We start from the raw sequence: 24,502 nt of genomic DNA, 5'->3' as shown, positions 1-24,502 counted from the left end.
ACCGATTGTGAGGCCATAAAATTATTGGGGTCTTGTTCTCCTTGTCGGAACGGCCTCCAGCGGGTCGTCCGGCCAATAATGCTTGGGATAGCGGCCCTTGAGATCCTTTTTGACGTCAAAATACCCCTGCTTCCAAAAGCTGGCCAGGTCCGAAGTCACCTGCACCGGCCGCTGAGCCGGAGACAGCAGATGCAGGGTTAGCGGCATCATCCCTCGGCCGATACGCGGCGTTTCATGCAGCCCGAACATTTCCTGAAGCTTCACGGCAAGCACCGGCTTGGCCGGGTCGCTGTAGTCCACCGGGATCCGCGAACCGCTCGGAACGGTAATGTGCGTCGGCGCTTCCTCATCCAGTTGCTTCCGCTGCTCCCACGTTAGACTCTGCTCAAGGACGGCGGACATTTGCAGCCGCTGCAGATCGCTCCTTTTCTTCATGCCGTGAAGATATGGCTGCAGCCACTCACGAAGGGTTTCGGACAGGGTCTCTCCGGAAAAATCCGGCCAGCCGTCATGCATCAGATGCATGAATTGCAGCCGCTGCCGAAGCTGTGTTGACGACTTGCTCCAGGGCAGGATATCCAGCCCCTCGGCGGCAATCCCGTCCAGCAGCGCTTCGGCTACGGCCTCTGACGGCGGCGCGGGATCCGGCGATTCACGAAGGATGACCGCTCCCAGTCTCGTCACCTGTCTTGCTTTGACCCCCTGGATTTGCCGGTCCCAAACGATCGCTCCTTCCCGGACGATGCCGTCCTGATGGAGAGCGAACAGCTCCTCCTCTGGGAGAGGGGCGGCCAGAAGCACCCGGCCCTCCGCCCCTTTAGCGTCATCCACGCTGGCCGCCACGATATATGGCGCACGGCTCAGCAGCTGAACCTGCCCGATCTCTACGCCCCTGCCGGACGTCAGCAGAAACCTGCCGTTCCCCCGGTTCTGACCGATCCGGTCGGGATAGGCCAAGGAGAGTATCGGACCCGCAAATTCTTCGTTAATCGCCGCATCGGCATCCAGATCCATGGAAACGCGAATACCGCGGACTTCCTGCTCAATGCGGCGAATTCGCCCTTCGTCCGCAAGGCCGGACAGCGCCCCCCTGCTGCCGCGCATCCACGCAGCTACGGCCTCGACCCGCTTCCGGATATCGACATCCCGGTCCGCACTCTGTCCCTGAAACAGATCCCGCTCCTGCAAAAGGGCAGCCAAGACCGCCGCCAGCATTCCATGCCCCCGCCCGGCTCCCAGCAGCACCATCCGGGACAGTCGAGGATGCATCCCGGCTGCTGACATCTTTTTGCCCAACCCGGAGATCCCTCCTCCGCTATCAAGCGCTCCAAGCCGCTTCAACAGCTCTACGGCCTGCCCGTACGCCGCCGCAGGCGGCGGATCCAGCCACTGCAGGCTGAGCGGGTCTTTCACCCCCCAGGCTGCGAGCTCAAGCGCCAGCGGGGCCAGATCGGTTTGCACAATCTCCGGCGTGCTCCGCTCCGGCAGAAAGTCCTGCTCTTCCCGGCTCCACAGCCGGTAGGCGGTCCCCCGCATCGTCCGCCCGGCACGGCCCCTGCGCTGATCCGCCGACGCCTTGGATACTTTGACCGTCGTGAGTCCGGACATGCCAGTCCGCGGAGAAAACATCTGCGTCCGCATCAGCCCGGCATCGACCACGATCGTGACCCCTAGGATCGTCAAACTCGTTTCCGCGATCGAGGTGCTGAGGATGATTTTCCGGCGTCCCTGCCTATCCGGAGCCACGGCATCATCCTGCTCCTGCTGCGGGAGCTGGCCGTGCAGCGGACGGATCACACAGTCCGCTGGCAGCCCCCTCTGCTCGAGTTCCCGGCGAACCTGGCCAATTTCTCTTGCTCCGGGGAGAAACACAAGCATATCCCCGTCGTGGGCGGACATTGCCCTCGTAACGGCCGCAGCCACGGCCTGATGAAGCGGGGTTCCCGCCGCCAGCGGAGCATAGACCGTCTCGACGGGATACTGCCTGCCCGCGCAGTGAACGACCGGCGCTCCGCCCAGCAGGGCGGCTACAGGCTCCGCTTCCAGCGTGGCCGACATGATCAGCAGGCGCAGATCCTCCCGCAGGACCGACTGGGATTCCAATGCAAGCGCCAGCCCCAGGTCGCCATGAATGTTGCGCTCATGGAACTCGTCAAAGATGATCATGCCGATCCCGCCAAGCTCGGGATCGTGCTGCAGCATGCGCGTCAAAATCCCTTCCGTCACAACTTCGATCCGCGTGGACGCGCTGGTCCTGCTGTCCATCCGGACCCGGTAACCGACGGTTTGGCCGACCTTCTCGCCCAACTGCGAGGCCATATAAGCGGCGGCCGACCGGGCCGCAAGCCTGCGCGGCTCCAGCATGACGATTTTTTTACCGTCCAGCCAGCTTTCTTGGAGGAAGGCGAGCGGGGTTTGGGTCGTTTTGCCTGCCCCCGGCTCGGCAATAAGCAGCGCCGACGTACGGCGGTTCAATATTTCTTTCAGCTCCGGCATGACCTGAAGTACCGGCAGCTCCAATTCTGTCATGATTCCACCCGTTTTCTCTTTATGTATAGTAAGGCTCGGGCCCAGACGATCGCCCGACGACGTGCATCACTCTATTATAAAGCCTGCATGCGCTGGATATCTATTCGGGTTTGCTATAAAATGTATCCATTCGGATGACCGACCTGACTGATTACTGGGGAAAGGAGACAACATCATGAACCCAACCAACCCGAAGCTCCGCGGACGGTTTGCCCCAACCCCATCCGGGGAAATGCATATCGGCAACGCCTGGACAGCTCTGCTGGCCTGGCTGCAAATCCGCTCCGGGCACGGAAGCTTCATCCTTCGTATGGAAGACATCGACAAGCCCCGGTCCAAACCGCATTTGGCCCGGCAGATCCTGAACGATCTGAGCTGGCTTGGCATCGACTGGGACGAGGGCCCCGACGCCGGCGGTCCCTATGCTCCCTATACGCAAAGCGAGCGGCTTCATCATTACGAAGACGCCTTGAGCAAGCTGCAGAAGCAAGGCGCCTTGTACACCTGCTTCTGCAGCCGGGCCGATCTCCTGTCCGCGGCCAGCGCCCCACACGGACTGGCCGCGGAAGGGCCGGCCTATCCCGGCACCTGCCGGAATCTCAGCCCGGAAGAGAGAGCGGCCAAGGCCAAGCTGAAGCAGCCGTCCATTCGGTACCGGGTCGGGGAGGAGCCGGTGTCGTTCATCGACGGCGTCAGCGGACGGCATGCCTTTGACCCGGCAGCCACCGGCGACTTTATCGTCAAGCGGGCGGATGGCATGTTTTCCTACCAGCTGGCCGTCGTTGTGGACGACGCCATGATGCAGGTCACGCATGTGCTCCGTGGAGCCGACCTGCTGGATTCAACGCCGCGGCAGATCCAGCTCTACCAGGCGCTTGGCTGGGAAATTCCTTCTTTCGCCCACGTCCCGCTCTTTATGGGAACGGACGGCAAACGGCTGGCGAAGCGGCACGGGAACACGAGCCTGGCGGCACTACGGGAGCAAGGGGTATCCCCGGCCAAGCTCACCGGCTGGCTGGCCTGGATCGGCGGGCTCGTGCCCGAGCCGGGCCCGGCGGCTCCCCGGGAACTGATCGGCCGTTTCGATTTGAGCCGCGTTCCTGCCGAGCCGATCGTCATTACAGAAGAGCTCCTTGCCCGGTTGTACGACAAATAAAGGGGTGCCTGTTATGCAATGCTAACGGCGGCTGCAGCGCCCATTGCTTTCGCTTTCGTACAGATCGTACGATACGGCCGCAGCAAAAACGGCAGCCTCAAGGGTATCCACCGCTTGAGCTGCCGTTTTTTATATACCTAAAAGCAGTTATACCAACAGCGATTCCGCACCGTCGATGATGATTTGCGCACCCGTAATATGATTGGACTCGTCCGATGCCAGGAAGGCCACCAGATCCGCCACGTCTTCCGGCTGACCCGGCCCGTCGGCGAGCGGCTGGCTTCCTTCCGGAAACTTGACCGGGATGACGATTTCCTTCAGCTCATCCGTCTTCTCCGTGCTTTGATCGATGTTGGTCGAGATCGCGCCCGGACAGATGACGTTGACACGGATTTTGAACTTGGCCAGCTCCAGCGCCGCCATTTTGGCGAAAGCCACCTGCCCTGCTTTGGATGTGCTGTAAGCCGACATGCCGAAGTTGGAGAAGGTGCGGTTGCCGTTAATCGAGCTGGTGATAATGACGCTACCGCCATTTTTTTTCAGATGCGGAATCGCGTACTTCACCGTCAAAAATGTACCGTTCAGATTCACGCTCAGCGTCTGCTGCCAGTCCTCCAGCTGCATTTCCTCAATCGGGGCCAGCACGCCGTTGATACCTGCGTTCGCGAACACGACATCCACGGAGCCGAACAGCTCGGCGGTTTCCAGCACCGCCTTCTCCACGCGCGCTGCATCCGAAGTGTCCACGTCAAACGCGCGGGCGGCTCCGTCGCGGATCGCGTTGATTTCGGCTTCCGTCTTTGAAGTCCGTTCATTGATCAGATCAAATAAGGCCACGTTAGCGCCTTCCTGCGCCAGTTTGATCGCCGCCGCTTTCCCGATGCCGGAGCCTGCGCCGGTAACAATTGCCGTTTTCCCTTCGAATCGCTGTCTGTTGTATTGCTGCTGACTCATCGCTATCTCTCCTTTTTCATCCTCATCAAATATCGTTATCTGTCTCAAGATTACCCATAAAGGAGGTCAGCTTAATCATTGCGGAGCAAACAAATTTTATAACAGCGAAAAGTCATCCGGCAGCAAGCCGCTCATTACGACCACTGCAATTCAAGAAAAGCGGCGTCATCCTGAAGCCCTTCGGTATGGGGAGCATCGAGTAAAATCTGGATCAGCTCGTCCGGCAGCACCTGGTGGATCGGGTCCAGATCGGCGAGTCCGTCGGTATACAGCTGCAGGCGCATCGGCATGCCGTAATCCAGCCGGGTTTGGTACACATGCGGTTTGCCGCCGACGGGTCCGGTTAACGTGGACCACCGCTCATGGGTCCGAAAGGTGTCATCAAAGTGCTCGCTGATTTCCAAACCGTCCTTCCAGAAGCGCAGCCGCGAGTCTCCCTGCCACGCCATCCACAGTCTCCCCTGCTTTTTTCTGCTTATGGGCAGCTCAATCCGTCCGCAAATATACATGGATTGGCTGCCTGTACGCTGCTTATCCTCCAGCACCTCCCGAAGTAAGGAGGGGACCCCGCCAGGGGGGGCTAATCGCAGAAGCTGCGCCGAAGCCGATTCGGTAATGGACGTCATGAAATCCGCAAATCCCGCCGAAGACCAGTCCCGCGTATGGTCCAGCCAATCCAGCAGCGTGTTGCCGAGAAAACGGGCGGCAAAATCACCTTGATAGCTCATGCTGACGCCGTCACACAGCACAAAGTTGCACACGTCACCGTACGTCTGCACACCGACAAAATCCTGTCCGTTCTCTCCCTGCAGCAGCGTCTCTATCGCCCGTCCGTAAGCGTACCTGCACAGCACGCGTCCCGAATGGGAAGCGAGCGGCTGTTCCTGGGCCTGGGAGCTGATAAACGTAAACATGTCACCGGTTGCTGCCGAATTTATTTTCACAGGCGGATCCCTCCTAAGCTCTTACCGGCGTGGCCGCCGACATTTGAAAACCGATCGATACCAGCTCTGCACAGCTTCCCGGAAGCATCATCAGCGCCCCCGGGGCGAGCAGATAATCGGCTTCGACCAGCATGTCCCGATAGCTCTCCGGTAACGGGGAAGACATGTTTCTCAGCTTCACCGCATGCTCATCGAGAAGGAGGGTATCCGGCAGGATGCCTCTCCAGCGGCGCGGCTGGGCAATCGGCTGGTCGAGCATGTGATCGGAAATGAAGATGTTCTCCACAAGCACGTTCCCGTCAGGCACGCTCATGCTCATAATGCGCCTTGCAATTGGCTCGGGATCCTCTCCTGTCGTCACCCCGTCCGTCATATGGCAGACGAGGGGAGCCGGACAGTCCTGCATGCGCGGCAGCTCGGCCTGCAGTATTTTCTCTGCCTGCTGAAAGGCTTTGGCCGAATCCGAAAACCGCCTCGGGGTCAAGTCAGGCAGGGAACCGACCGCTGCAATTTCGTCGATCCCTTTGATCCCGTTCAGCAGATCGTACACGTCGTCGCTGTATGCCAGGATGGCGATCCGGTACCGGGGCGTCAGCCGGTTTCCTTTCGTGGACCGGTACACCATTTGGCGGATCGCAAGCGACAGTGCTTCGTACACCACATCAATACGCCGTTTGCCGTCCATGAGCATATTCATGGATGCGCTGATGTCGATCAGATAGATGATCAGCGCCGGAGTCCGCTGGGAAGCCTGGATCGTATAGTTCATCAGTAAACAACTCCCCTTTGTATATATTCCTTGGTCATATCTATATCTAGACGTCAGGCAGTGAGTAAGAGCCGTTGGATAGGAATTTGTAGATGGCTGATGCCCGCGTTCCTACCTTGCCGACGGCTTTGAAATATGTCGCATCCTGCTCATACAGGCGGGCGAAGTCCTTGGCATAGGAGCGCGCTCGTTCAATGTTGCCGCCCCGCTGGGCGTTAAAGGCCTGATTGTAATAAGCGATCAGCTGGACGACCTGACCGGAGCGCTTCTGCTTGAGCTGCTGCGCCTTGGCCTCGGCTGCTTTGCGGGCTGCCTCCGCTTCGGCCCGGGCCTCTGCTTCCTTTTCTTTTTGAAAAGCGAGATAGGCTTCGTACTGCGCCTGCTTCTTATACATTTCCTGCAGCTGCTTCCGCACGGCTTCTTTTTTCTTTTCTTTCTCCTTCAGCTGCTGCAAATAAGCGTCATACTTGGCTTGGACCGCATACTGCTCCTGCTGTTTCTTGCGCTCCTCAGCTTTGCGCGCTTCCTCGAGCCTTTTCCGCTCGGCTTCGGCCTTCAGCCGCTGAGCTTCCGCCTGTTTTCTTGCTTCTTCCTCTCTTTGCTCAGCTTCCTGCCTCTGGAGCTCCGCCTGCCGATCCGCTTCTTCCTGCTTTTGAACCGTTTGGTCGGCATCCGGGCCCGTCTGAGCTTTCTCGCCGCCCGCCTTCGTGCCGGCTCCCGCCTCCATTTGCTTCCCAGGCGAATGGTCGGCAACGATTTGGTTGACGGCAAACGCCGTCCCGGCCAGAAGCAGGATGACAACCACGGCCGATGTCAGCCATTTTCGCGACTGGTAAAAAGGGACCTTGGCCAGCTTCCGATCCGGGCCTGGCGGATTCAGCTCAGACTCCAGTCCGCGAATCGCCGCTTCCAGCTCGATCTCCATCGGCGAGCCTTTGCTGACAAAATGATGGGCGGACTTGTATACCTCCAGAGCCCCGCTTAGATTTCCACTCGATTCGAGCTCTCTTGCCTGGTGAAACAGCCTGTTGACGACTTCCTGATCCCCGGACGCAGCTTCTTCCCCTTTCGTCAGGGCAGCCGCCTGCTCGGCGGCCGCTGCCGCGTATCTTCGTGAAGTAGGCACAGCCGGCCGCTGCAAAGCAGGGGAGGGAGCGGAAACCAAAGGTTCCGCAGACTCCGCCGGCAGAACCGTATCCGCATCCTGCTTCTCCGTAACGCTCTCATCCGCGTTTTCGCTGCGCTCCGTCATCGTCGACAGCAGCACCAGCCACTCGCCGAACGTCGGACAGCTGCTCAAATCCTGGCTTTCCCAGGCACGCGCAAACAGTTCCGCCGTTTTCGCCCCCCAGTTCCGTTCCAGGGAATTTTTCAGAATAAAGTACCGCTCGCACGGATTTTGCAGTTCAGGCTGATCAAAATAACTTTCCCCCCACGCTTTCTCCACGACCAGGGGATCGCACCAACCCAGCATTTCCGCAATGATGACCGCACCGGCGAACCGGTCGGCATATCCGCTCCACAACCCGCTTTGCACCGTCCGGTGCGCGGCATACCCTGGTGAACCCGCTAGCAGCACATCGGGCCTGTCCAGCTTAGGGCTGTACATCTGCTCAATGTCCACCAGTTCGATTACGCTTCGCGGTTCCGGCAATTCCACTTCAGAAAAAAACGGAAGCATGACATTGGGCGCCGATAAATCGCAGTGCGCCAAGCCGCGCTGCTCCATCCCCGACCCGATGGCCGACAGCCCTTTGGCCAGCGCGAGGCTCTCCCCACGAAGCAGCCGCCGCTGGTCGGTCACAATATCGAACCAGGTATGCCCGTAGATCCAGGGCATGAGCACGCCATACAGCAGGTCCGGATGCTCGGCAATCAGACTTTCGTTTCTTTCGGGAGTGAGCACGTCTCGTCTGCAGACCTGCAAACCCGGACTTTCACTGTACATTTCCATCATTTCGGATTGGTACACCATCGCAGGAATACGATATTTCGGAAAAAACACTTTTAATGCTTTCGCTTCATGAAGCTTCCCGCTGGCAGGAATCAGCTGATAGACGATTCCCTGCCTTCCTGCCTGCGCATAAGCTAATCCGGGAGCGGCAGGATGCTGGCCAACCCGGTACAGCACCCCGTTAATAACCATCTCATCTCCCGCATTCGGTTGAAAAGACATGGACACCCCCCTCTCACTTAAACTTTGTGGACTGCAAGAAAACCGGGAGTAAGAACACCCGGTTGATGATTCCTTCTATCTCATTCTACTGTAAACGATCCGTAACTTGAATGGCGAAAATTATCTCGTTTCATCGATGGAGCGGAATTTCTGGGCAATGGCCCCGAGCTCATGGCTGATGCTGTTCAAAATCTGGACAAAAGACTGCATCTGTCTGCCGGCCTCTTGAAACTCCTGGAAAAACCGCTGCTTCGTCAGGCCTTCCCATTGGCCCTCCATCCCCTGGATCGCTTGGGACAAGCTCGCTACGAGCTGCTGGCTCTGCTCCCCGCTCTGCTTAAATTGATTGGCGACCGCTTCCACCTGTTCCGGTGAAATCAAAATACGTCCTGACATGATGTTCCCTCCTCTTTTATCGGTTTCGTATGCTTACCTGGGGTATCTTTAACGCAGGCTGCAAATAAAAAATGCCGTTTGGTCAGCTTGTCGCGGATACCTCCGACAGGATTTTTTGAAACTGTTCCTCTTCGCTGTTAAAAAAGCCTTTGAATTCAATACTGTCGATATCCTCATGATTAAACAAAAATGTATAATTCGGATCAATATACCCTTCCGGGTATACGACCCCCAAATAATCATACATCTGATTATTTTCCTGATGAATCTGCTTACGTCCATAAATCATCAGCTTCTTCTGTGCTCCTCTGAGAAGAACCACAGATCCGAGCGGAAGCAAAGCTATTGAAGGAGTCCCATTATCCATCGCTTGTCCGTCCTCTCATTTAGGTATGTATTCTTCATGGGTAAGCAGCTGGTAATCACGATCTGATGTTAGGAATCAGATGCGAATAGAAATAACAGGGTACTTCCTAATCTAATGCTAAAGCCGGTTTCAGGCAAAACGCATGCCCAGCGAATTCAGCTTGTCTTTCACCTGGTCTGCCAGCACGCTCGCCCCATGCGTGACCGCTTTGACGGAGTCGGACACCAAGTCCATCCCGCCTGCGGCATGCGTTCTCAGCGTTTTACCAGCGACTTCGATATCGGTTACCGCTGAAATGACGAGACCGGAGGCCAGACCGACAAATGCCCCCACAGCGGTTCCCGCTGCCGGAACGACGGATCCGACTGCAAGCCCGAGGGCCGTACTTCCGGCTATAGCACCCAGCCCTTTGCCGTTATTGGTCATGAAGTGGCCGGGGGCCCTGTCCTCTTCCCCGCTCTCCTGCTGCAGCTCCGGCTTGGTCCCGGTTCCGGCAGGCCCTTCATTTCCCGAATGACCGCCCGGTCCTTGTCCCAAGGTTCGGATTTTGCCCGCTGCCTTGGGGTCGATGAACCTCCAGGATACAGGATTGTTTGCGGCCCGATCCAGCAAAAACCTGGCACTTCCGGCATGCTCGTTTTTATTTAAACCCGAGCGAACGTCTTTAGCAGCAGGAAGTACAGCTCCAGCCACCAAAGTCGCTAACCCTGCAGCCGCTCCGGCGGCTGCCGTGCCGTGGCTGTTCCAACCCGAGTAACTGCCTCCCGCTTCAGCATGGACGGCTTGAACAGCGGATAACGGATTGGAGATCGTTCCGTCTGTCAGCCCATAGCCAGGCAGAATCGGCTCTCCCCCGGAGACGGCCGCCGACTGGAACATAAGTGCGGGACTTGAGTACAGCAAGGTATCTTTCAGGATGGAATGATGCTGCTCGTCTGCCGTTTGAAATTCGGATGCCTTGGATTCGATCCATTTGCCGATATCCTTCAGCAGGGAATAGATCTGTTCCCCCTGCCGGTGTGCGGACTGCCATTCTTCCATTACCGATTGCGGGAAAGCCGCCTCTCCCCTAAGGTTTCCAAGCGCCTGATTCAAGGCGAGCGTCATTTCCCGGATTTGTTCACTGCTTCTATCTAACTGACGGCTTAAAGACCGGAGTGACTCCGGTTCAACAGAAATTCGCACGGACTCTCACCTTCCATTTAATTCTGCAGGCTGCTTCAACCACTGAAGCAGCATTTCCTCAAATTGCTCCCTGCTTGCCGGAATGGCCGTCAGCCAGTCCTGATCCCCTTTGATGCTCATACGTACGAGCCAGTTCATCGTGTCATTGACCATAAAAGCCGCATTTTGCGACTCCCAGCCGCTGCCGGTCCAAGTCGACAATTGCAGCTCACCTTCACCCGTGCGGTATTTCATGCATTTGGCAAGCGCGATAGAACCTTCCACATCGTTCGTTGCTTTTACCAGTTGGTCGCCGAGCTCCTCGAACGGAATTTCCGAGGTATGGCTGAATAGATGGGAGAACTTCTTTTTTGAGAGAAGCAAAGCCGGCGCCTCCATCGGTGCAAAGTTTTTCAAATCCATCTCTTCCACCAGCGTGCGGCAGGCCTCCTCAACAGTCCCGAGCTCATCCAGTTTGTACTGGCAGTCCTCTGCGGATTTGCATACTTGAACGACACGCTCGTTGGTCACATGAAGATAGCCTTCGAACGTTTCGTCGTTTTGAACGTATTTAAGCCAGCAGGACCGCTGCGCTAAGCCGGCAATCGCCACTCGCGAAAAAATTTTGGGCGGCATAGACAATTCTATGCCGTTCTCTTCCTCGATGAGGTAACCTTTTTCCAGCAAAGAAGCTTTCACGATATCCCATTCTTCCGAGATCTCTTCGGCCAGATAACCTTGAAAAGGGTCTTCCACGCCGAGAAGCCGATCCGAACCGAGAATCCCGGCAAGAAAAAAGAATTCTTTATTATCAAGTGTAATTGTGTCCTGTCTGGAAGCATGAATCGTCAACATTATGAGCCACCTCCCCTCAAACGACAACATGCCATCGGTCGCGAATTTCGGCAATCCAGCGATGGCTGTTCCAATAGTCATCAAACGGAATTGCGGCCTTAACCCTGAAATATTTCCGTTTAATATAGTACCCCTGTCCCGGTGGAAGGATTTTCAAGCTCCCCTGGGCATGATTCGCTTCCGAATACGGAATACGAAAGAACGATAAATCGTTAGGGTCTAAAGTCCCGAGCAAAAATCCGCTCTGGCAGGATTTAATATCGTTAAACCAGTCTGCGCCGAACGTCGGTAAATCAGCGGGCACGCCTGAAACGATCACGTGCACGTTTCGGTCGCGGCCCTGGCGGACGATCGCCGTCAACTGTTCTTTCACTGTAAAATCCTGGAGCTGTTTCGCCAACAGGTCCGCGTCATCGATCACAAGCACGGCAGCCGGGTCCTCTTGGCCTGGACTGCGTGTTTGGACCTGTTCATACAGCCGCTGAACCAACGGTCCGAGCTCTTCTTCGCGGCAGGCGCTCGCCTGAATATGAGGAAGCTCCGCCAATTGGCTAAGCCCGCGGTTCCCATAACGGGTGTCAATGGTATAAATCTGAAGCATTTCCGGAGGATAGCGGTACGCGAGGGACAGCATCCAGCTTAGCAGGAAGGAGGTTTTCCCCCCTTCCATTGGACTTGCTACGATAAAATGCGGACCTTCCCGCAGGTCGACGCCGAAATGGTCCAGATCATCGGTTGCCAGCCCGAGCGGCACTTTCAGGCTGCCGCTGTTCAAAATATCCCCGGCGTAACCGGCTGCCGGCGGAAGCAGCTCCCTTAGCGTGACACGGTCAGGCAGCTTCCTGATCTCCGGAGCCTGCTGCTCCGGATACTGGGAGCGGATCAACTGGATCCGGTTTCGGAGCGCTTCCGTACGCTGCGCCTCTTCTTTTCCAACGGCTGGTAAGGCCGTCTGGAATTCCAGCGGCGGCTGGCCCCCCTTCACCAAACCTCTCCCCGGCGGCAGACTGCCCGGTATCCGTCCCGGTCTGCCGACAGCATAATAATAATCGGCGGAGTCGGCCAGTTCGAAGGTCAAGGCGTTTGTCAGACTGCTCCGCACTTTCTCGAATATATCAGAAATCCGGTTGGCCGTAACGACGAATGTCATTCCCAAAGCGGACCCTTCACGGAGGAGGAACTCCAGCGTTTCGTTCTCCTCAGGGTAGAGGTTGCGGAAGTTCAAATATCCGTCAATGACGATGACCAGTTGAGGCAGCAAGCCAGGACGGAACGGTCTGTATGCGGCTGCCGTCTTTACGCCTGCTTCGGCGAACAGCTCTTTCCGATGGGCTGCCGTCTTCATAAGAAATCGGAATAGCCTTTTGATCCGGTCCTCCTCTTCGGCCGTCATCACCGCCCCGATGTGGGGTAGCCCCGCAAAATCGCGCATGACCCGGCCCATGTCCACGATATAACCGTTCCAGTCCGCCGGCGAATACAAACTTGCCAGCGACATCAGAAGGGACTGGACAAAGGTCGACTTGCCAAGCCCCGGCATCCCGTAAACGGCCCAATGTCCCTGCTGCATCGGGATGGTCAGAAGCCTCTGGCTTTGGTTCGGCAGATCGTCCATCAGTCCGGCCATGCCGACGATATCATCAAATTTGTCTGCGTCCGTTCCTTGCATGACGGCGTCCAGCTCCAAATACTCCGGAAGCGGGGGAAGCCACGGACCCTGCAGGCGGATAATTCCCTCTTCTTCCGCGGTCCGGGCAAGCTGATCTATAAATACCTGCAGCTGGCGCTGCGGCTGCTGCGGAAGCATTTCGGCCGCGGTCATGCCTACGGACAACAAGCGTTCACGTTTGCCGTTCAACCCCACTTCGCTTACTAACCGTTTCTCGCGGTAAGCCTCGGGGTCTATATAAGGTGCCCCGCTCCATGCAAACTGCATTTCCTCGAATACTTCGTCACTGCCAACCTGAAGGTAACCCCTGCCCGGTTTGGTGATCCAGGCGGCATTGGGAATTTTTAGCATATCCCGGCTGTCACTTTCATCCTGAACGCGGAGACAGATGCGGAACCTCGCATTACTCCATATTTTCTCGTCAACGACTCCAGCGGGCTTCTGGGTGGCCAGAATCAAGTGAACTCCCAGCGTGCGGCCGATCGCCGCTATGCTGATCAATTCATCCATAAACTCAGGCTGGTCCCGCTTCAGCTCGGCGAATTCATCTATAATAATGACCAGATGCGGGAGGGACTGTCCCTGCCGCTGTTTGAGCAGCTTGTAATATTCGTCGATATGCTGCAGATTGCCCGATTCGTTAAGTATTTTCTGGCGTCTGACCAGCTCGGCCTTCAGCGAAATTTTAGCTCTTTCGATCAGGCTGCTGTTCAAATTCGTAATGGTTCCGACGACATGCGGAAGATGATTGAACGTGTTGGACATGCCGCCGCCCTTATAATCGATCAGCATGAAAGCCAGGTCATGCGGATGGTATTCCGCAGCCAGCGAAGCGACGATCGATTGAATCACTTCGCTTTTGCCGGATCCCGTCGTGCCTGCGATCAGGCCGTGGGGGCCGTGCCCATTCCGCTCAATCTTATCGTGAATGTTGAGCATGACTTTTTTGCCCCCGGCCCGGACGCCGATCGGAACGGGAAAGCTGTCCGGGTAGCGGTTGTGCCTCCACCTGCTGCGTACATCCCATGCCCGGATGTCCTCCAGGCCCAGCATTTCGAACAAGGACAGCAGGGATGGAATCTCCGAGGCCGATGAACGCTTAAGCCGGATCGGCGCCATATAACGGGCGAGCGCATCCGCCTTGTCCAGCGTAATCGTATCGGCTTCAAAGCTTTGCAATTCAAATGACCCGTCTTCCCGTTTCAGCGAATACTGGCCGATGCCCTGGGACATATCCACGATCAGCTGGCACTGCATCGGCAGCTTCTCCTTGCGGTCCGATATAATGATCGTGCAGGCATCGACGTCGGCAGCGTCCTCCAGCAGCAGCGGCAGGAGCGGTTCTTCTTCCACAAGCCCGCTCCCCGCCAGAACAACAACATAGGCCGGCAGCTGGGCTGTGATCTTCCGGCCGGAAAAAGTACGGGACGTCTTGCGCCTTACCAGCCGCTGAAACAATTCATCCGCCAGCTGGTGGGCGCTGCTGCGGCGGTCCGCCATATAACGCGATGATCTGTCCTCGTCCCAGACATGGGGCAGCCATCTCATCCAATCCCAATCGTAGGCATCCTTCTCCTCATAAAACGCCGCCAGCTTCACCTCATCCGGTGAATGCCGGACGGCCAGCTGGACGGCGACCACCCGAAGCGCGTTCATGACGGACTCCCGGTCGCCGACAATACCGACGACTTTAGCCTGAAACAGCGGCAATACGATAGAGGATCCGGGCACAGTCTGGAACTCTTCTTCGAGTGACTGCGCGGCTTCGAGGAGCGGATCCTTAACATAGCCTTCGGGCTTCGGCGCCTTTACCTTCGTATGAAACGGCAGGCTGCCGGTTCCGATCCGCGTATGCAGAAAGTCATCGTCTTCCGGTGACCGTTCCCACAAAGAACTATTGCGGTTTTTAACGATATGAAAGCAGACATCGGGGTCTCCATGGATATCGTACAGCACGTCCACTTGTTCCTTCTGCCCTGCGGCAAGCTCCTCCCTGAGCTTGTCCAGCTCCGCATAATACATGCTGATGCGTTCGTTCAGCTGTTCTTTATATTTCCTTTTGTTTCCCAGATAAGCGATGAAAGGGATCGTATATGATGTAAGCATCATGACAACAGAAACCATCTGAAACATAACATACGTGTTGTTCGCTATATTCCCTGTAAGGTTCATGTAGATAAACAACCCGATGCTGAAGATGGTCATCACTGCCGGGAGGATGATTGAAACCAAAGAAAATGATGGTTTACTCGGCTCGCCCGGCGGCCTGAGTATGTCCAGCCGCTGTTCCTTGATCGTCGGTTTGATTCTGGGCGAACGTTGATATAACACATTCATAATGCGTCAACCCCTCTTTTGGCATCCAAAATCCTTCAGGTTACCCATGCAATAAGTACTAGTGTTCAGGAATCCAAAAAAAACATTTTTAACTTTCCATTACCCGATTCCATTCATATTGAAACAAATTTCTTCTGCCGAAGCTCGGCGCCTCTTCCGTCGTGGTCGAAAAGGCCCGCTGGATTCGGACCATACAGCCTTCCCTTAGTCCTGCTTCAGCTACATCCTGGGCATCCTTTACCGGGAACCAGAGCCCCTCGGGAAATTTCCCTTCTAATATATATTGCGAGCCTTCAGGCGGAGCCTCCCCATAGATTCGAACGCCCAGCATATCCTTTAGGTGGGCCGCCGCACAGTCATCCGGCACTTCGACATCGAACCAGTCTCTTTCCTGGCCGCTGATCATCACGGTTAGAATCAAAGGTGTTCACTCCTTCTTGCCATAGTAGAATTAGCTTATTTATTGTAATAGAAGAAATATTCAGCAGACCCAAGCGAAAATATGAAAACTTTGTAACCTTATGATAATGTAACATCAGTGCATAATCCTGTCAATTTGTGACATTTTAACTAGTTTGATTCCCGCTCCTTCAGGATTTTGTAGTTCTTAAGAATCATTTTAAGATGGGATTATCTGTATGTAACTGATTTTATATCCATTTTTAAGGAGATACTGGTCCTATTTTATCACTCTGGAATTAATACCAGATACCCAGTTTCATAGGCAGTCACAAGAAAGGCATGTTCCCTCTTAAAAGATTTATAGCTTTTGGCGTATTTTTAAGGCTGCAGGTTTTGAAAATTCACAAAAAAACGGAAGCCTCTAATTATATTCACTTCCGAAAAATTGTGTGCAATTTAACTATTTATAAGTTTTCTTTAAGGTTTTTTTAATATTTGGCAGGTAGAATACAGGTATGGAATAACACGAATGAGGTGATTTCTATGAGAATACTGATTAACTTCCAAAACAAAGTAGTACCCGTATATTTTACAACCGACTGCAAACAACCTGTTTCGAAAATATTGAAGCTGCTGAGCGGCACCTTGGAAAATAAAATTCAAACCGGAAAAAGAGCACTCCAGAAATGCTTGAATTCGCTGATCAGCATTGAAATCGAAGGTTCCGAAGCCATCCTTCACAGCAAGAGCGAAAACGACACCCTCGCACTGTCCCTCTATTAAGAGGGATGGTGTTTTTTTGTTATGTTAAGGCAGGGACTTTGCTTGCTGATGGGATTCCACAAAAGCAACCGCCTCATAGATCATGGCTGCCGCCTCGGCACGGGTATCGGTTTCTTCGGATGGATGTTGCCCTCGGGATCTAATGCCGCAACCTTATACACCAGAGCCCGCTCGATCGTCCCCTGATACGCTCCGGTAATGCGCGCCTCGTAAATGATTTGGATATATATTTTCGGCAAAGGATAGACTCCGGTGCGCTCGATACCCTGAAACCAGACTCTTCGCGGGTCACACGATGCATCCACTCCATGCATAATATTTTCCAATCTGATCTGTTGGACGGCTTGGTGGAAAGAAAGGTTGCATAGACGGGAAAAAGGGCACAAAATAACCCCACAAAGTGGGGCTCTTTCATGAAAGCTATTTTGGCATTTTCGGGGGAACCTGCAAAAGGATAAAGTTCGATATCGTAAACCAGCATTCCGTATAGGCTCCCCTGATCGTCATGAACTAGTGTCTGCCCATATGGAAACCGGTTGCTCTTTCTGCTTTCTGGATGCGGATTTTGAACAGCTGCACTAGATTGGCGCGCGTATGTTCTTCTTGGCAGGAGTCCAACTTTTTTAAAATAAAGCGGTCAATGGACATGCCCATCCTCTCCTTGTCATTGAATTTTCCTTATATAACCAGGGAGTTTCTTCCTGTTTTGAATATATACCCAGCCGTTTCCGCATTTAATCAGCGCCTAGCGGCGCAGGTGATGCTCGGCTTCCCTCATCAGCAGCATCATTAGAACATTTATGACAAAAGACGCCACAATCAGTATGAGCCCGAGGATGAGCGCCGCAGCGGGCAGCAGGGCAGCGATAAGCAGGACGACGAACATCGCGGGGACAAGCAGCAAGTACCACCGCCAGCGCTGGAGAGCCATACTTTGAAACTGATATAGACCTTTCCTTGCGGCCAGAGCGCCGATTCCCTGACAAACATGAAACACCATGTACAAATTCAGAAGGAGGATGACCAGGCCCAGCGGAATTCCGATCGCCGCGGAAAACCGGGGCAAGAGCGACAGAATCAGGGCAAGAGCGGACACGCCGAGCAGGACAGCCGCCGTGTTCCCCGCTTTGCGAAAATGCTCGGAGCGCCGGTTCAGCTTGGCCAGCCCAATATAAAACAGCAGATAGCCGATCACGTCGGGTAAAATGTCAAAACCGTTGATTTGGAAATCAAACAAAAACAAAAATCCCCAAAACAGATGATAAAAGCCCATCCATCCCCCACCTCCCTATTCCTTACTATTTATATATTGGAATGACTAGTCCCATTATGACCAGCAAAGAAAGCGCTTTTACAAAAAAAATTTTCGCCATCATTCGACAAGCGTTCCTGCTAAAAAATAAATTTTTTTTGACTTTTTAAACATCTTCATCTACTATATTTAAAATAGTTAGTCACTATTATATACTTAAAGGAGTTTACCTCATGTCTACTGTACTTTTTATCAAAGCAAACAACCGTCCCATTGACCAAGCGATCAGCGTGAAGCTGTATCATGCTTTCAAGGATTCCTATACGGCAGCTCATCCGGAGGACGAAATCGTGGAACTGGACCTGTTCGCCGAACAACCCCGTTATTATGACCATACGACCATTACCGGTCTGTATAAAACCGCTAACGGCATCGAGACGACACCTGAAGAACGGGAAGCGGCAGCAATCGCCGACCGCTACCTCGATCAATTCCTTGCCGCCGACAAAATCGTCTTCGGATTCCCGCTCTGGAACATGACCGTTCCGGCCGTGCTCCATTCGTACCTGGACTACCTGAACCGTGCAGGCAAAACCTTTAAATATACACCGGAGGGCCCTGTGGGTCTGGCTGGTGACAAGAAGGTCGCTATCCTGAATGCAAGAGGCGGCATCTATTCCGAAGGCCCTGCCGCTGCCAGCGAAATGGCCGTAAACTTCGTAACGCGCAGCCTGGGTCTGTTCGGGATCCAAGATGTAACAACCATTATCGTTGAAGGCCATAATCAGCTTCCGGATCAAGCCGCCGCATTGGTTGAGGCCGGTGTAGCCAAAGCCGCAGAAGCCGCCAAAAACTTCTAATTCTGCTTACAAGATTTATTTACACTGAAGCTGGACGATATCGATCTCCAGCCAAACAAACCACGATGGCATCCATCGTGGTTTGTTGTGTTTTTTATTCATCCATCAGCTGCTTCGTCCAGTAGGATGAGGACTTGCGCGGGGCCTCGCTTTTCGAACTCCGCCCCTTCGGATCAGCCTTGCGCCGGCTTCGTGCTTCTTTTACCGCTTGAAACTTCAGCTCCCGCTGCGTCTTGTGGTAATTGGACAACCGCCGTTCCTCCAGTACGCCAGATTCCACCGCTTCCCGGACGGCACATCCCGCCTCGCCTTCATGCCTGCAATCCGCAAAGCGGCACCGTGCGCCGATCTCCTCGATGTCGGAAAACGCTTGGGCCAGGCCTCCTTCGTCTTCGAACAGCCGCAGTTCCCGCATTCCGGGCGTATCGGCCATGATGCCCCCTTGGGGCAGCAGGAACAGCTGTCGATGCGTCGTCGTATGGCGCCCGCGGCTGTCATCTTCGCGGATCCCTTGAGTCTTCTGCACGCCTGCTTCGGACAACCAGTTGACGATGGTCGATTTGCCGCAGCCCGATGAGCCGGTCAGCGCCACCGTGATCCCTTCGCCCAGGTAAGCGGACACGATGTCCCGTCCGATATCTTCCAGCGCACTGATAGCGTGAACCGGCACTCCCGGAGCAGCTCCTTCCATCTCAGCGACCTTCAGCTCCGCGTCTAGGCATAGATCGGCTTTGCTGAGCAGAATAACGGGGGTCACGCCGCTGTTCCAAGCCATGATTAAATACCTCTCCATGCGCCTGACATTAAAATCGTCATTGAGCGAGCTGACCAGGAACAGCGTATCGACGTTGGAGGCGATGATCTGCTCATGAATGGTAGCGACTCCTGCGGCCTGCCGAGAGATACAGGTTTTACGTTCCAAGACGCCGTGAATGATCACCCGCTCCTCCTGCTCCAGCACCTGAACTTCAACCCAGTCACCCACAGCCGGCAGCTCGCTCCGGTCCTGATGCTCATGCTTCAGCTTACCCGATATTTCTCCCCATACTTCCCCGGCTGAGGTCCAGACCCGGTACATTTGTCCGAAGTCGCTGACGATGCGGCCGGGAACATGCTGTTTACGATCTAGCTGCAGCCATTTCTGCTGCCAATCCGAATTCCAACCATATTGCTCCAAATTCAAGTGTGAATCCCTCCAAATCAGTGAATGAATGACAAAAAGCCCCCGAAGCTTTGGCTCCGGGGGATGACTTCTGAATGATCAGAGAGCATTTACCTTTTATGCGCATAAAGAAACGTTCGGAAAAAGGCACAACAAACCTGTGATGCCTAGCGAATCGTTACACAGCGCAAAAAAAGCCGCGGCAACCCATGTAGGTCTCCGCGGCTTATACGGCAAGCATGAAACCATGCCTGTTGAAGATATGCCGTATGATCAGGCGTGACTCGTCAAGTCTGATCGATTATCCAGCCGTCAAAGGAGACCGTATATAAAATGTAAAAGGGTTCAAGTTACATACAATGCTCTTCATCATTTTATATCGTCTCCTTTCCTGTCATTTGCTGCCATCATATACGGAAAGCCTGTTTCATGTCAAGCCCTTATTCTCGGGAAGGAATTATACTTTCTCCCATTTCGTCCACTGATCCCGGGAATTCATTTCATATATCTCATGGTCCCGCGACATATATCCGTGTATGATAAACTCGCGACGGATGGTCGCGTAATCATCATGAAACTGCTGTATAAACGCGTTGATTTCCTTCTCTGTGTAACGGCGCCCGGACTCCAGCTTCTCCACCAGATACTGCATGGCGATCAATTTTTTCTTGTACTGGGCAGGAATTTGCGCCAGTCTCCCGTCCGCTGTAAAAAAGTTCCGCAGCACCGCCGCCTTCATCGCCTCGTTCGCCGTATCGTCGGCTTCTTCCCGCATTTCGTTTGCCTGACTCATAATCATGTGAGCTCCCTTCATTGTTCATTCGATGATCGGCCGGACCTCCTTTGATAAATCCCGTGAAAGGTTGGGTAAAATATACCGAGCGCTTTCCGGAAGGTATAAGGCAGTGAATGACCGCCTCCTATCAAGCTGAACCGCCCATCAAAATGACTGAAATATTTTAATAAACATCTAATTTAATATGTATCTAATAATACGTTGATCAAATGAATTTGTCAACGGTACTTGTATTACCGCCGTATCAGCAGCATGTTCAACTAAAAAGATCAGACGCGTGCTGACTTTTGCGGATCTCTATTGGCTGTCCATGGTGGTTTTTACCGGAAATTTGCGATACGATAAAACGTGAGTGGTTATAGACAGAGGAGGAGAAATTCATGCAAGACGTCATTATTATCGGAGCCGGTCCATGCGGACTATCGGCCGCCATCGAATGCGGACGCCGCGGACTATCAACACATATCATTGAAAAGCACTGCTTGGTCCACTCCATTTACCTGTATCCGACCCACATGCAGTTTTTTAGTACGGCGGAACTGCTGGAGATCGGCGATGTGCCGTTCCCTTCCCCAAACGATAAGCCTTTTCGTTACGAAGCCCTGTCCTACTACCGCAAGGTAGCGGATCATTACGACTTGTCCATCTCCCAGTACGAAGAAGCGCTGTCCGTGGAGCGGCTGCAGGATCATTCCTTTGTGGTACATACCGTTGACCGCAGCGGACAAAAACACCAATATGAATCCAGAAACGTCGTCATTTCCACCGGTTATTTCGACCACCCGAACTATATTGGCATCCCCGGAGAAGATCTGGATAAAGTGACGCATTATTTCCGCGAGGCCCATCCTTATACGGGGATGAACGTGGCGATCATCGGCGGCAGCAACTCGGCGGTTGACGCGGCCATGGAACTGATTCGCGTTGGAGCGAACATCGATATGGTCTATCGGGGCGAAGAGGTTTCCGAGAACATCAAGCCTTGGGTGCGCCCGGTGTTTGAAGCAATGGTGAAAAAGGGGAAAATACAGGTCCATGTGCAATCCAAGGTCACCGAAATTCGGGAATCGTCCATTACCGTTCAGGATAAAGACGGGCATAAAACCGAAATCGATAACGATTTTGTGCTAGCCTTAACCGGATTCCGGCCGGACCGGAAGCTGCTCGCTTCCTGCGGCGTCGAGCTGGACGGAGATATGGAGAAACCGCTGTTTAACCCGGAAACGATGGAGAGCAATGTGCCGGGACTCTACGTGGCAGGCGTCATCGCGTCCGGCCGCAATGCAAACGAGGTCTTTATTGAAACCGGCCGCAAGCACGGCGGGCTGATCGCCGAGCATATCGCCGCCGTGCGGGCTTCACAACAATAAATATTTTACCGTTGGAAATTTCAAGGAAGACAGTCCGCTTCCGTCATACACATGAAATAGACGGCGGTACCCCCGCGAACAAAAGAGAGTAAAGAAAGGAGATGTTCCGTACGGATTTTACTTCACTGATCCTGCTGGTTCTCGCCGCCCTCGGCATTATCAGCAGCAACACGACCATTACCGTGGCGATGACCATTCTGCTGCTGCTGCGGGTGCTGCATTTACAGCAGGCGTTTCCCTGGCTGGAGAAGTACGGGCTGACACTGGGCATCATTATTTTGACTATCGGGGTCATGACACCGGTGGCCAGCGGGAAAATGAGCTTGCAAACGCTCGGAAGCTCCTTTCTGAACTGGAAGTCCCTGCTGGCGATTGCCATCGGGATGCTCGTCGCTTATCTCGGCGGCCGCGGTGCCTCCCTGATGTCGGCCAATCCGACTGTCGTCGCCGGACTGCTCGTCGGAACCGTACTTGGCGTCGCTTTGTTCAAGGGCGTTCCCGTAGGGCCTTTGATTGCGGCCGGGCTGCTGTCCCTGCTGATCGGCAGAAACTAAAAAAGAGGCGCCCGCTATGGGCGCCTCTTTTTCGAATGGTAAGAGACCCGTGTCTATCGGAGACGGCACCAAATCGGCCGAATTCCTAAATTGCTTGTTTTACACTTCCAGGTGCTGCACATTGTACAGCCGTGCATAACTTCCCTCCAAAGCCATCAGTTCAGCATGCGTTCCCTGTTCCGTAATCATCCCGTGTTCCATCACGACAATTTGGTCCGCGTGGGTGATCGTGGAGAGCCGGTGGGCGACGATCAGCGTCGTCCGGTTTGAAGCCAGCGATTGCAGCGCCTGCTGAATGAGATGCTCGGACTCCAGGTCAAGCGCGGAGGTCGCCTCATCAAGCACCAAAATGTCCGGATTCTTCAAAAAAACGCGGGCGATGGCCAGGCGCTGCTTCTGCCCTCCCGACAGCTTTACACCCCGTTCCCCGACTTCCGTATCATACCCGTCCGGCAGATTCATAATAAAGTCATGGGCGTTGGCCGAAACGGCTGCTGCTTGAATCTCGTCCATACCCGCCTCGGGGTTGCCGATCAGAATATTATCCTTCACCGACCCGCTGAACAGAAAGTTATCCTGCAGCACCATACCGATAGAACCCCGCAGGCTTTCAAGGGTCAGCTTCCGGATATCCTGCCCATTAATGGTCACGCTGCCCTGCTGAATGTCATAAAACCTCGGGATCAGCGAAATGAGGCTCGATTTGCCGCCCCCGCTCATGCCGACGAAAGCGACGGTCTGGCCGTGCTTGATATCGAGGCTGATATCCTTAAGCACCCAGTCGCTCCCCTCATTGTATTTAAACCACACCTCGTCAAACGCAATATGCTGAACCGGCCCCTGAAGGGTCTTCGCATTCGGCGCATCGACTATATCGTACGGCTCCTTCAGCAGCTCCATCACACGTTCCAGCGAGGCGGAGGCCTGCGTCAGCACCGAGGAGGAGTTGATCAAACGCTTGAGCGGCGCGTACAGCCTGTCCAGATAGCCGAAAAAGGCGACAAATGTGCCAAGGGTCAAATCATGATGGATCACCCGGTAGCCGCCGTACCCGATCACAAGCAGCGGGGCGATGTCCGTCAGTGTATTGATGATCGAGAACGTCAGTGCGTTCCATCTCGTCTGCGCCAACGCTTTGTTCAGGAAATTCTGGTTGATGCCCGTAAACTGCTTGTGATCGAAGCGCTCCAGCGTAAAGCTCCGGATCACGGAAATCCCCTGAATCCGTTCATGCAAATACGCCTGAATGCCGGCGAGCGCCTGGGAACGGTCCTTGGTGAGCTTCTTGAGACGCTTATACAGCACGTTGACCGCAATCCCGTAAAGAGGAAGAATGGCGATGGACACCAGGGTCAGCACCGGGTTCAGATACAGCATCACCCCCAGCACAATCAGCAGCGTAAACATGTCCAGCCAAATGTTCATCATGCCGACTTCAACAATATTTTTCGTCTGCTCCACGTCGTTGATAAAACGAGAGATGGCCTCGCCTACCTTCGTATTCTGGTAATAACGGAGCGACAGGCGCTGAAGGTGCGCATACAGGCGGTTCCGCATGTCGAACAAAATCCGGCTCGTGATCAGTTGGGCAAAATACTGCCGTAAATATTCGACCGGCCCCCGCACGATAATAAACAGGACGAGCGCGCCCCCTAAAATGAGAAACAACCGGGTAACCTGCTCCGAAACCCTCATGTTCGGGTTAAGCAGCAGGTCGTCCACTACATATTTGAGTATCATCGGCAGCGTCAAAGGGATGCCGAATTTGATCATGCCGATGATCAGCGTACAAATAATCCATTTCGTATAAGGTTTAACAAACCGGTAATAAGCTTTCCAATATTCCAAAAAACATTCCCTCTCCTTTCTGGCTGTCAGTCAGGCTAATGGCGTGGGTAGAGGCGAATCTGCGTCGGCAATCCGGACGCCTCTTATATCATTCCTTGTTCGGATCAGCCGCATCCGCTGCTAGGCATAGGATCCAATCCTCCCGGCTTGCGGCAGCAG

General features: G+C 54.4%; 22 protein-coding genes. 5 read left to right on the top strand and 17 right to left on the bottom strand.

Annotation, left to right across the window (positions count from 1 at the left end):
- Nucleotides 1–21: 21 nt before the first annotated feature.
- On the bottom strand, nt 22–2,529 hold the full coding sequence (hrpB, locus tag FHS19_RS03200) for an ATP-dependent helicase HrpB (RefSeq protein ID WP_183578473.1): 2,508 nt from the start codon (nt 2,527–2,529) through the stop codon (nt 22–24).
- Nucleotides 2,530–2,704: 175 nt separating this feature from the next.
- Between hrpB and gluQRS the strand changes: the two genes are divergently transcribed.
- Complete coding sequence (gluQRS, locus tag FHS19_RS03195; RefSeq protein ID WP_183578470.1) at nt 2,705–3,685, top strand: tRNA glutamyl-Q(34) synthetase GluQRS; 981 nt, start codon at nt 2,705–2,707, stop codon at nt 3,683–3,685.
- Between the two features lie 147 nt (nt 3,686–3,832).
- On the opposite strand, the gene FHS19_RS03190 is transcribed toward gluQRS, so the two are convergent.
- From FHS19_RS03190 to FHS19_RS03145, 10 genes are all read right to left on the bottom strand, one after another.
- Complete coding sequence (locus FHS19_RS03190; protein WP_183578466.1) at nt 3,833–4,639, bottom strand: SDR family oxidoreductase; 807 nt, start codon at nt 4,637–4,639, stop codon at nt 3,833–3,835.
- Nucleotides 4,640–4,773: 134 nt separating this feature from the next.
- Nucleotides 4,774–5,583: a hypothetical protein gene (locus FHS19_RS03185; RefSeq protein ID WP_312887140.1), complete on the bottom strand. Its 810-nt coding sequence runs from the start codon at nt 5,581–5,583 to the stop codon at nt 4,774–4,776.
- Between the two features lie 13 nt (nt 5,584–5,596).
- Entirely contained in the window at nt 5,597–6,352 is a 756-nt protein-coding gene (locus FHS19_RS03180) for a vWA domain-containing protein (RefSeq protein WP_183578463.1), read from the bottom strand.
- 46 nt (nt 6,353–6,398) lie between these two features.
- Nucleotides 6,399–8,528 carry a hypothetical protein gene (locus tag FHS19_RS03175; protein WP_183578458.1) on the bottom strand — a complete coding sequence of 710 codons (2,130 nt, stop codon included), beginning with the start codon at nt 8,526–8,528 and terminating at the stop codon, nt 6,399–6,401.
- 120 nt (nt 8,529–8,648) lie between these two features.
- Nucleotides 8,649–8,924 carry a WXG100 family type VII secretion target gene (locus FHS19_RS03170; protein WP_076167864.1) on the bottom strand — a complete coding sequence of 92 codons (276 nt, stop codon included), beginning with the start codon at nt 8,922–8,924 and terminating at the stop codon, nt 8,649–8,651.
- Between the two features lie 82 nt (nt 8,925–9,006).
- Entirely contained in the window at nt 9,007–9,291 is a 285-nt protein-coding gene (locus tag FHS19_RS03165) for a DUF4176 domain-containing protein (RefSeq protein ID WP_183578455.1), read from the bottom strand.
- Between the two features lie 129 nt (nt 9,292–9,420).
- Nucleotides 9,421–10,476 carry a WXG100 family type VII secretion target gene (locus FHS19_RS03160; RefSeq protein WP_183578452.1) on the bottom strand — a complete coding sequence of 352 codons (1,056 nt, stop codon included), beginning with the start codon at nt 10,474–10,476 and terminating at the stop codon, nt 9,421–9,423.
- 6 nt (nt 10,477–10,482) lie between these two features.
- Nucleotides 10,483–11,310 carry a hypothetical protein gene (locus FHS19_RS03155; protein ID WP_183578449.1) on the bottom strand — a complete coding sequence of 276 codons (828 nt, stop codon included), beginning with the start codon at nt 11,308–11,310 and terminating at the stop codon, nt 10,483–10,485.
- 16 nt (nt 11,311–11,326) lie between these two features.
- Nucleotides 11,327–15,316 carry a type VII secretion protein EssC gene (essC, locus tag FHS19_RS03150; protein WP_183578446.1) on the bottom strand — a complete coding sequence of 1,330 codons (3,990 nt, stop codon included), beginning with the start codon at nt 15,314–15,316 and terminating at the stop codon, nt 11,327–11,329.
- A gap of 88 nt (nt 15,317–15,404) precedes the next feature.
- Entirely contained in the window at nt 15,405–15,737 is a 333-nt protein-coding gene (locus FHS19_RS03145) for a hypothetical protein (protein WP_183578443.1), read from the bottom strand.
- A 524-nt stretch (nt 15,738–16,261) separates the two neighbouring features.
- On the opposite strand from FHS19_RS03145, the gene FHS19_RS03140 reads away from it, so the two are divergent.
- Complete coding sequence (locus FHS19_RS03140) at nt 16,262–16,501, top strand: hypothetical protein (protein ID WP_183578440.1); 240 nt, start codon at nt 16,262–16,264, stop codon at nt 16,499–16,501.
- An 80-nt stretch (nt 16,502–16,581) separates the two neighbouring features.
- Here FHS19_RS03140 and FHS19_RS03135 read toward each other — a convergent pair whose 3' ends face one another.
- The 3 genes from FHS19_RS03135 to FHS19_RS03125 form a co-directional block, all read right to left on the bottom strand.
- Entirely contained in the window at nt 16,582–16,740 is a 159-nt protein-coding gene (locus FHS19_RS03135) for a hypothetical protein (protein WP_183578437.1), read from the bottom strand.
- A gap of 271 nt (nt 16,741–17,011) precedes the next feature.
- Entirely contained in the window at nt 17,012–17,149 is a 138-nt protein-coding gene (locus FHS19_RS03130; protein WP_163872756.1) for a hypothetical protein, read from the bottom strand.
- Between the two features lie 97 nt (nt 17,150–17,246).
- Nucleotides 17,247–17,774: a hypothetical protein gene (locus FHS19_RS03125; protein WP_183578434.1), complete on the bottom strand. Its 528-nt coding sequence runs from the start codon at nt 17,772–17,774 to the stop codon at nt 17,247–17,249.
- 212 nt (nt 17,775–17,986) lie between these two features.
- Between FHS19_RS03125 and FHS19_RS03120 the strand changes: the two genes are divergently transcribed.
- Nucleotides 17,987–18,613 (top strand): FMN-dependent NADH-azoreductase, encoded by a 627-nt coding sequence (locus FHS19_RS03120; protein WP_183578430.1) that lies wholly within the window; start codon nt 17,987–17,989, stop codon nt 18,611–18,613.
- Between the two features lie 94 nt (nt 18,614–18,707).
- Here the strand turns inward: FHS19_RS03120 and rsgA are convergent, their stop codons facing one another.
- On the bottom strand, nt 18,708–19,796 hold the full coding sequence (gene rsgA / locus FHS19_RS03115) for a ribosome small subunit-dependent GTPase A (protein ID WP_246426405.1): 1,089 nt from the start codon (nt 19,794–19,796) through the stop codon (nt 18,708–18,710).
- A gap of 436 nt (nt 19,797–20,232) precedes the next feature.
- On the bottom strand, nt 20,233–20,568 hold the full coding sequence (locus FHS19_RS03110; RefSeq protein ID WP_246426404.1) for a DUF2087 domain-containing protein: 336 nt from the start codon (nt 20,566–20,568) through the stop codon (nt 20,233–20,235).
- Between the two features lie 383 nt (nt 20,569–20,951).
- Between FHS19_RS03110 and FHS19_RS03105 the strand changes: the two genes are divergently transcribed.
- Nucleotides 20,952–21,941, top strand: a complete 990-nt coding sequence (locus tag FHS19_RS03105; RefSeq protein ID WP_183578424.1) for a YpdA family putative bacillithiol disulfide reductase — start codon at nt 20,952–20,954, stop codon at nt 21,939–21,941.
- A gap of 101 nt (nt 21,942–22,042) precedes the next feature.
- Entirely contained in the window at nt 22,043–22,495 is a 453-nt protein-coding gene (locus tag FHS19_RS03100) for a DUF441 domain-containing protein (RefSeq protein ID WP_183578421.1), read from the top strand.
- A 99-nt stretch (nt 22,496–22,594) separates the two neighbouring features.
- Here FHS19_RS03100 and FHS19_RS03095 read toward each other — a convergent pair whose 3' ends face one another.
- Nucleotides 22,595–24,343, bottom strand: a complete 1,749-nt coding sequence (locus FHS19_RS03095) for an ABC transporter ATP-binding protein (protein WP_183578418.1) — start codon at nt 24,341–24,343, stop codon at nt 22,595–22,597.
- Between the last annotated feature and the right edge of the window lie 159 nt (nt 24,344–24,502).

The organism is Paenibacillus rhizosphaerae (assembly GCF_014192015.1).
Classification (GTDB): Bacteria; Bacillota; Bacilli; order Paenibacillales; family Paenibacillaceae; genus Paenibacillus_AQ; species Paenibacillus_AQ rhizosphaerae.
The sequence above is the reverse complement of the archived record's forward strand: the minus strand, read 5'-3'. Positions and strand labels throughout refer to the sequence as shown.

Excerpts from the sequence above, each read along its gene's own strand:
- hrpB (WP_183578473.1), bottom strand. The coding sequence starts at position 2,529 with ATGACAGAATTGGAGCTGCCGGTACTTCAGGTCATGCCGGAGCTGAAA.
- gluQRS (WP_183578470.1), top strand. The coding sequence starts at position 2,705 with ATGAACCCAACCAACCCGAAGCTCCGCGGACGGTTTGCCCCAACCCCA.
- FHS19_RS03190 (WP_183578466.1), bottom strand. The coding sequence starts at position 4,639 with ATGAGTCAGCAGCAATACAACAGACAGCGATTCGAAGGGAAAACGGCA.
- FHS19_RS03180 (WP_183578463.1), bottom strand. The coding sequence starts at position 6,352 with ATGAACTATACGATCCAGGCTTCCCAGCGGACTCCGGCGCTGATCATC.
- FHS19_RS03175 (WP_183578458.1), bottom strand. The coding sequence starts at position 8,528 with ATGTCTTTTCAACCGAATGCGGGAGATGAGATGGTTATTAACGGGGTG.
- FHS19_RS03170 (WP_076167864.1), bottom strand. The coding sequence starts at position 8,924 with ATGTCAGGACGTATTTTGATTTCACCGGAACAGGTGGAAGCGGTCGCC.
- FHS19_RS03165 (WP_183578455.1), bottom strand. The coding sequence starts at position 9,291 with ATGGATAATGGGACTCCTTCAATAGCTTTGCTTCCGCTCGGATCTGTG.
- FHS19_RS03155 (WP_183578449.1), bottom strand. The coding sequence starts at position 11,310 with ATGTTGACGATTCATGCTTCCAGACAGGACACAATTACACTTGATAAT.
- essC (WP_183578446.1), bottom strand. The coding sequence starts at position 15,316 with ATGAATGTGTTATATCAACGTTCGCCCAGAATCAAACCGACGATCAAG.
- FHS19_RS03140 (WP_183578440.1), top strand. The coding sequence starts at position 16,262 with ATGAGAATACTGATTAACTTCCAAAACAAAGTAGTACCCGTATATTTT.
- FHS19_RS03130 (WP_163872756.1), bottom strand. The coding sequence starts at position 17,149 with ATGTCCATTGACCGCTTTATTTTAAAAAAGTTGGACTCCTGCCAAGAA.
- FHS19_RS03125 (WP_183578434.1), bottom strand. The coding sequence starts at position 17,774 with ATGGGCTTTTATCATCTGTTTTGGGGATTTTTGTTTTTGTTTGATTTC.
- FHS19_RS03120 (WP_183578430.1), top strand. The coding sequence starts at position 17,987 with ATGTCTACTGTACTTTTTATCAAAGCAAACAACCGTCCCATTGACCAA.
- FHS19_RS03110 (WP_246426404.1), bottom strand. The coding sequence starts at position 20,568 with ATGAGTCAGGCAAACGAAATGCGGGAAGAAGCCGACGATACGGCGAAC.
- FHS19_RS03105 (WP_183578424.1), top strand. The coding sequence starts at position 20,952 with ATGCAAGACGTCATTATTATCGGAGCCGGTCCATGCGGACTATCGGCC.
- FHS19_RS03100 (WP_183578421.1), top strand. The coding sequence starts at position 22,043 with ATGTTCCGTACGGATTTTACTTCACTGATCCTGCTGGTTCTCGCCGCC.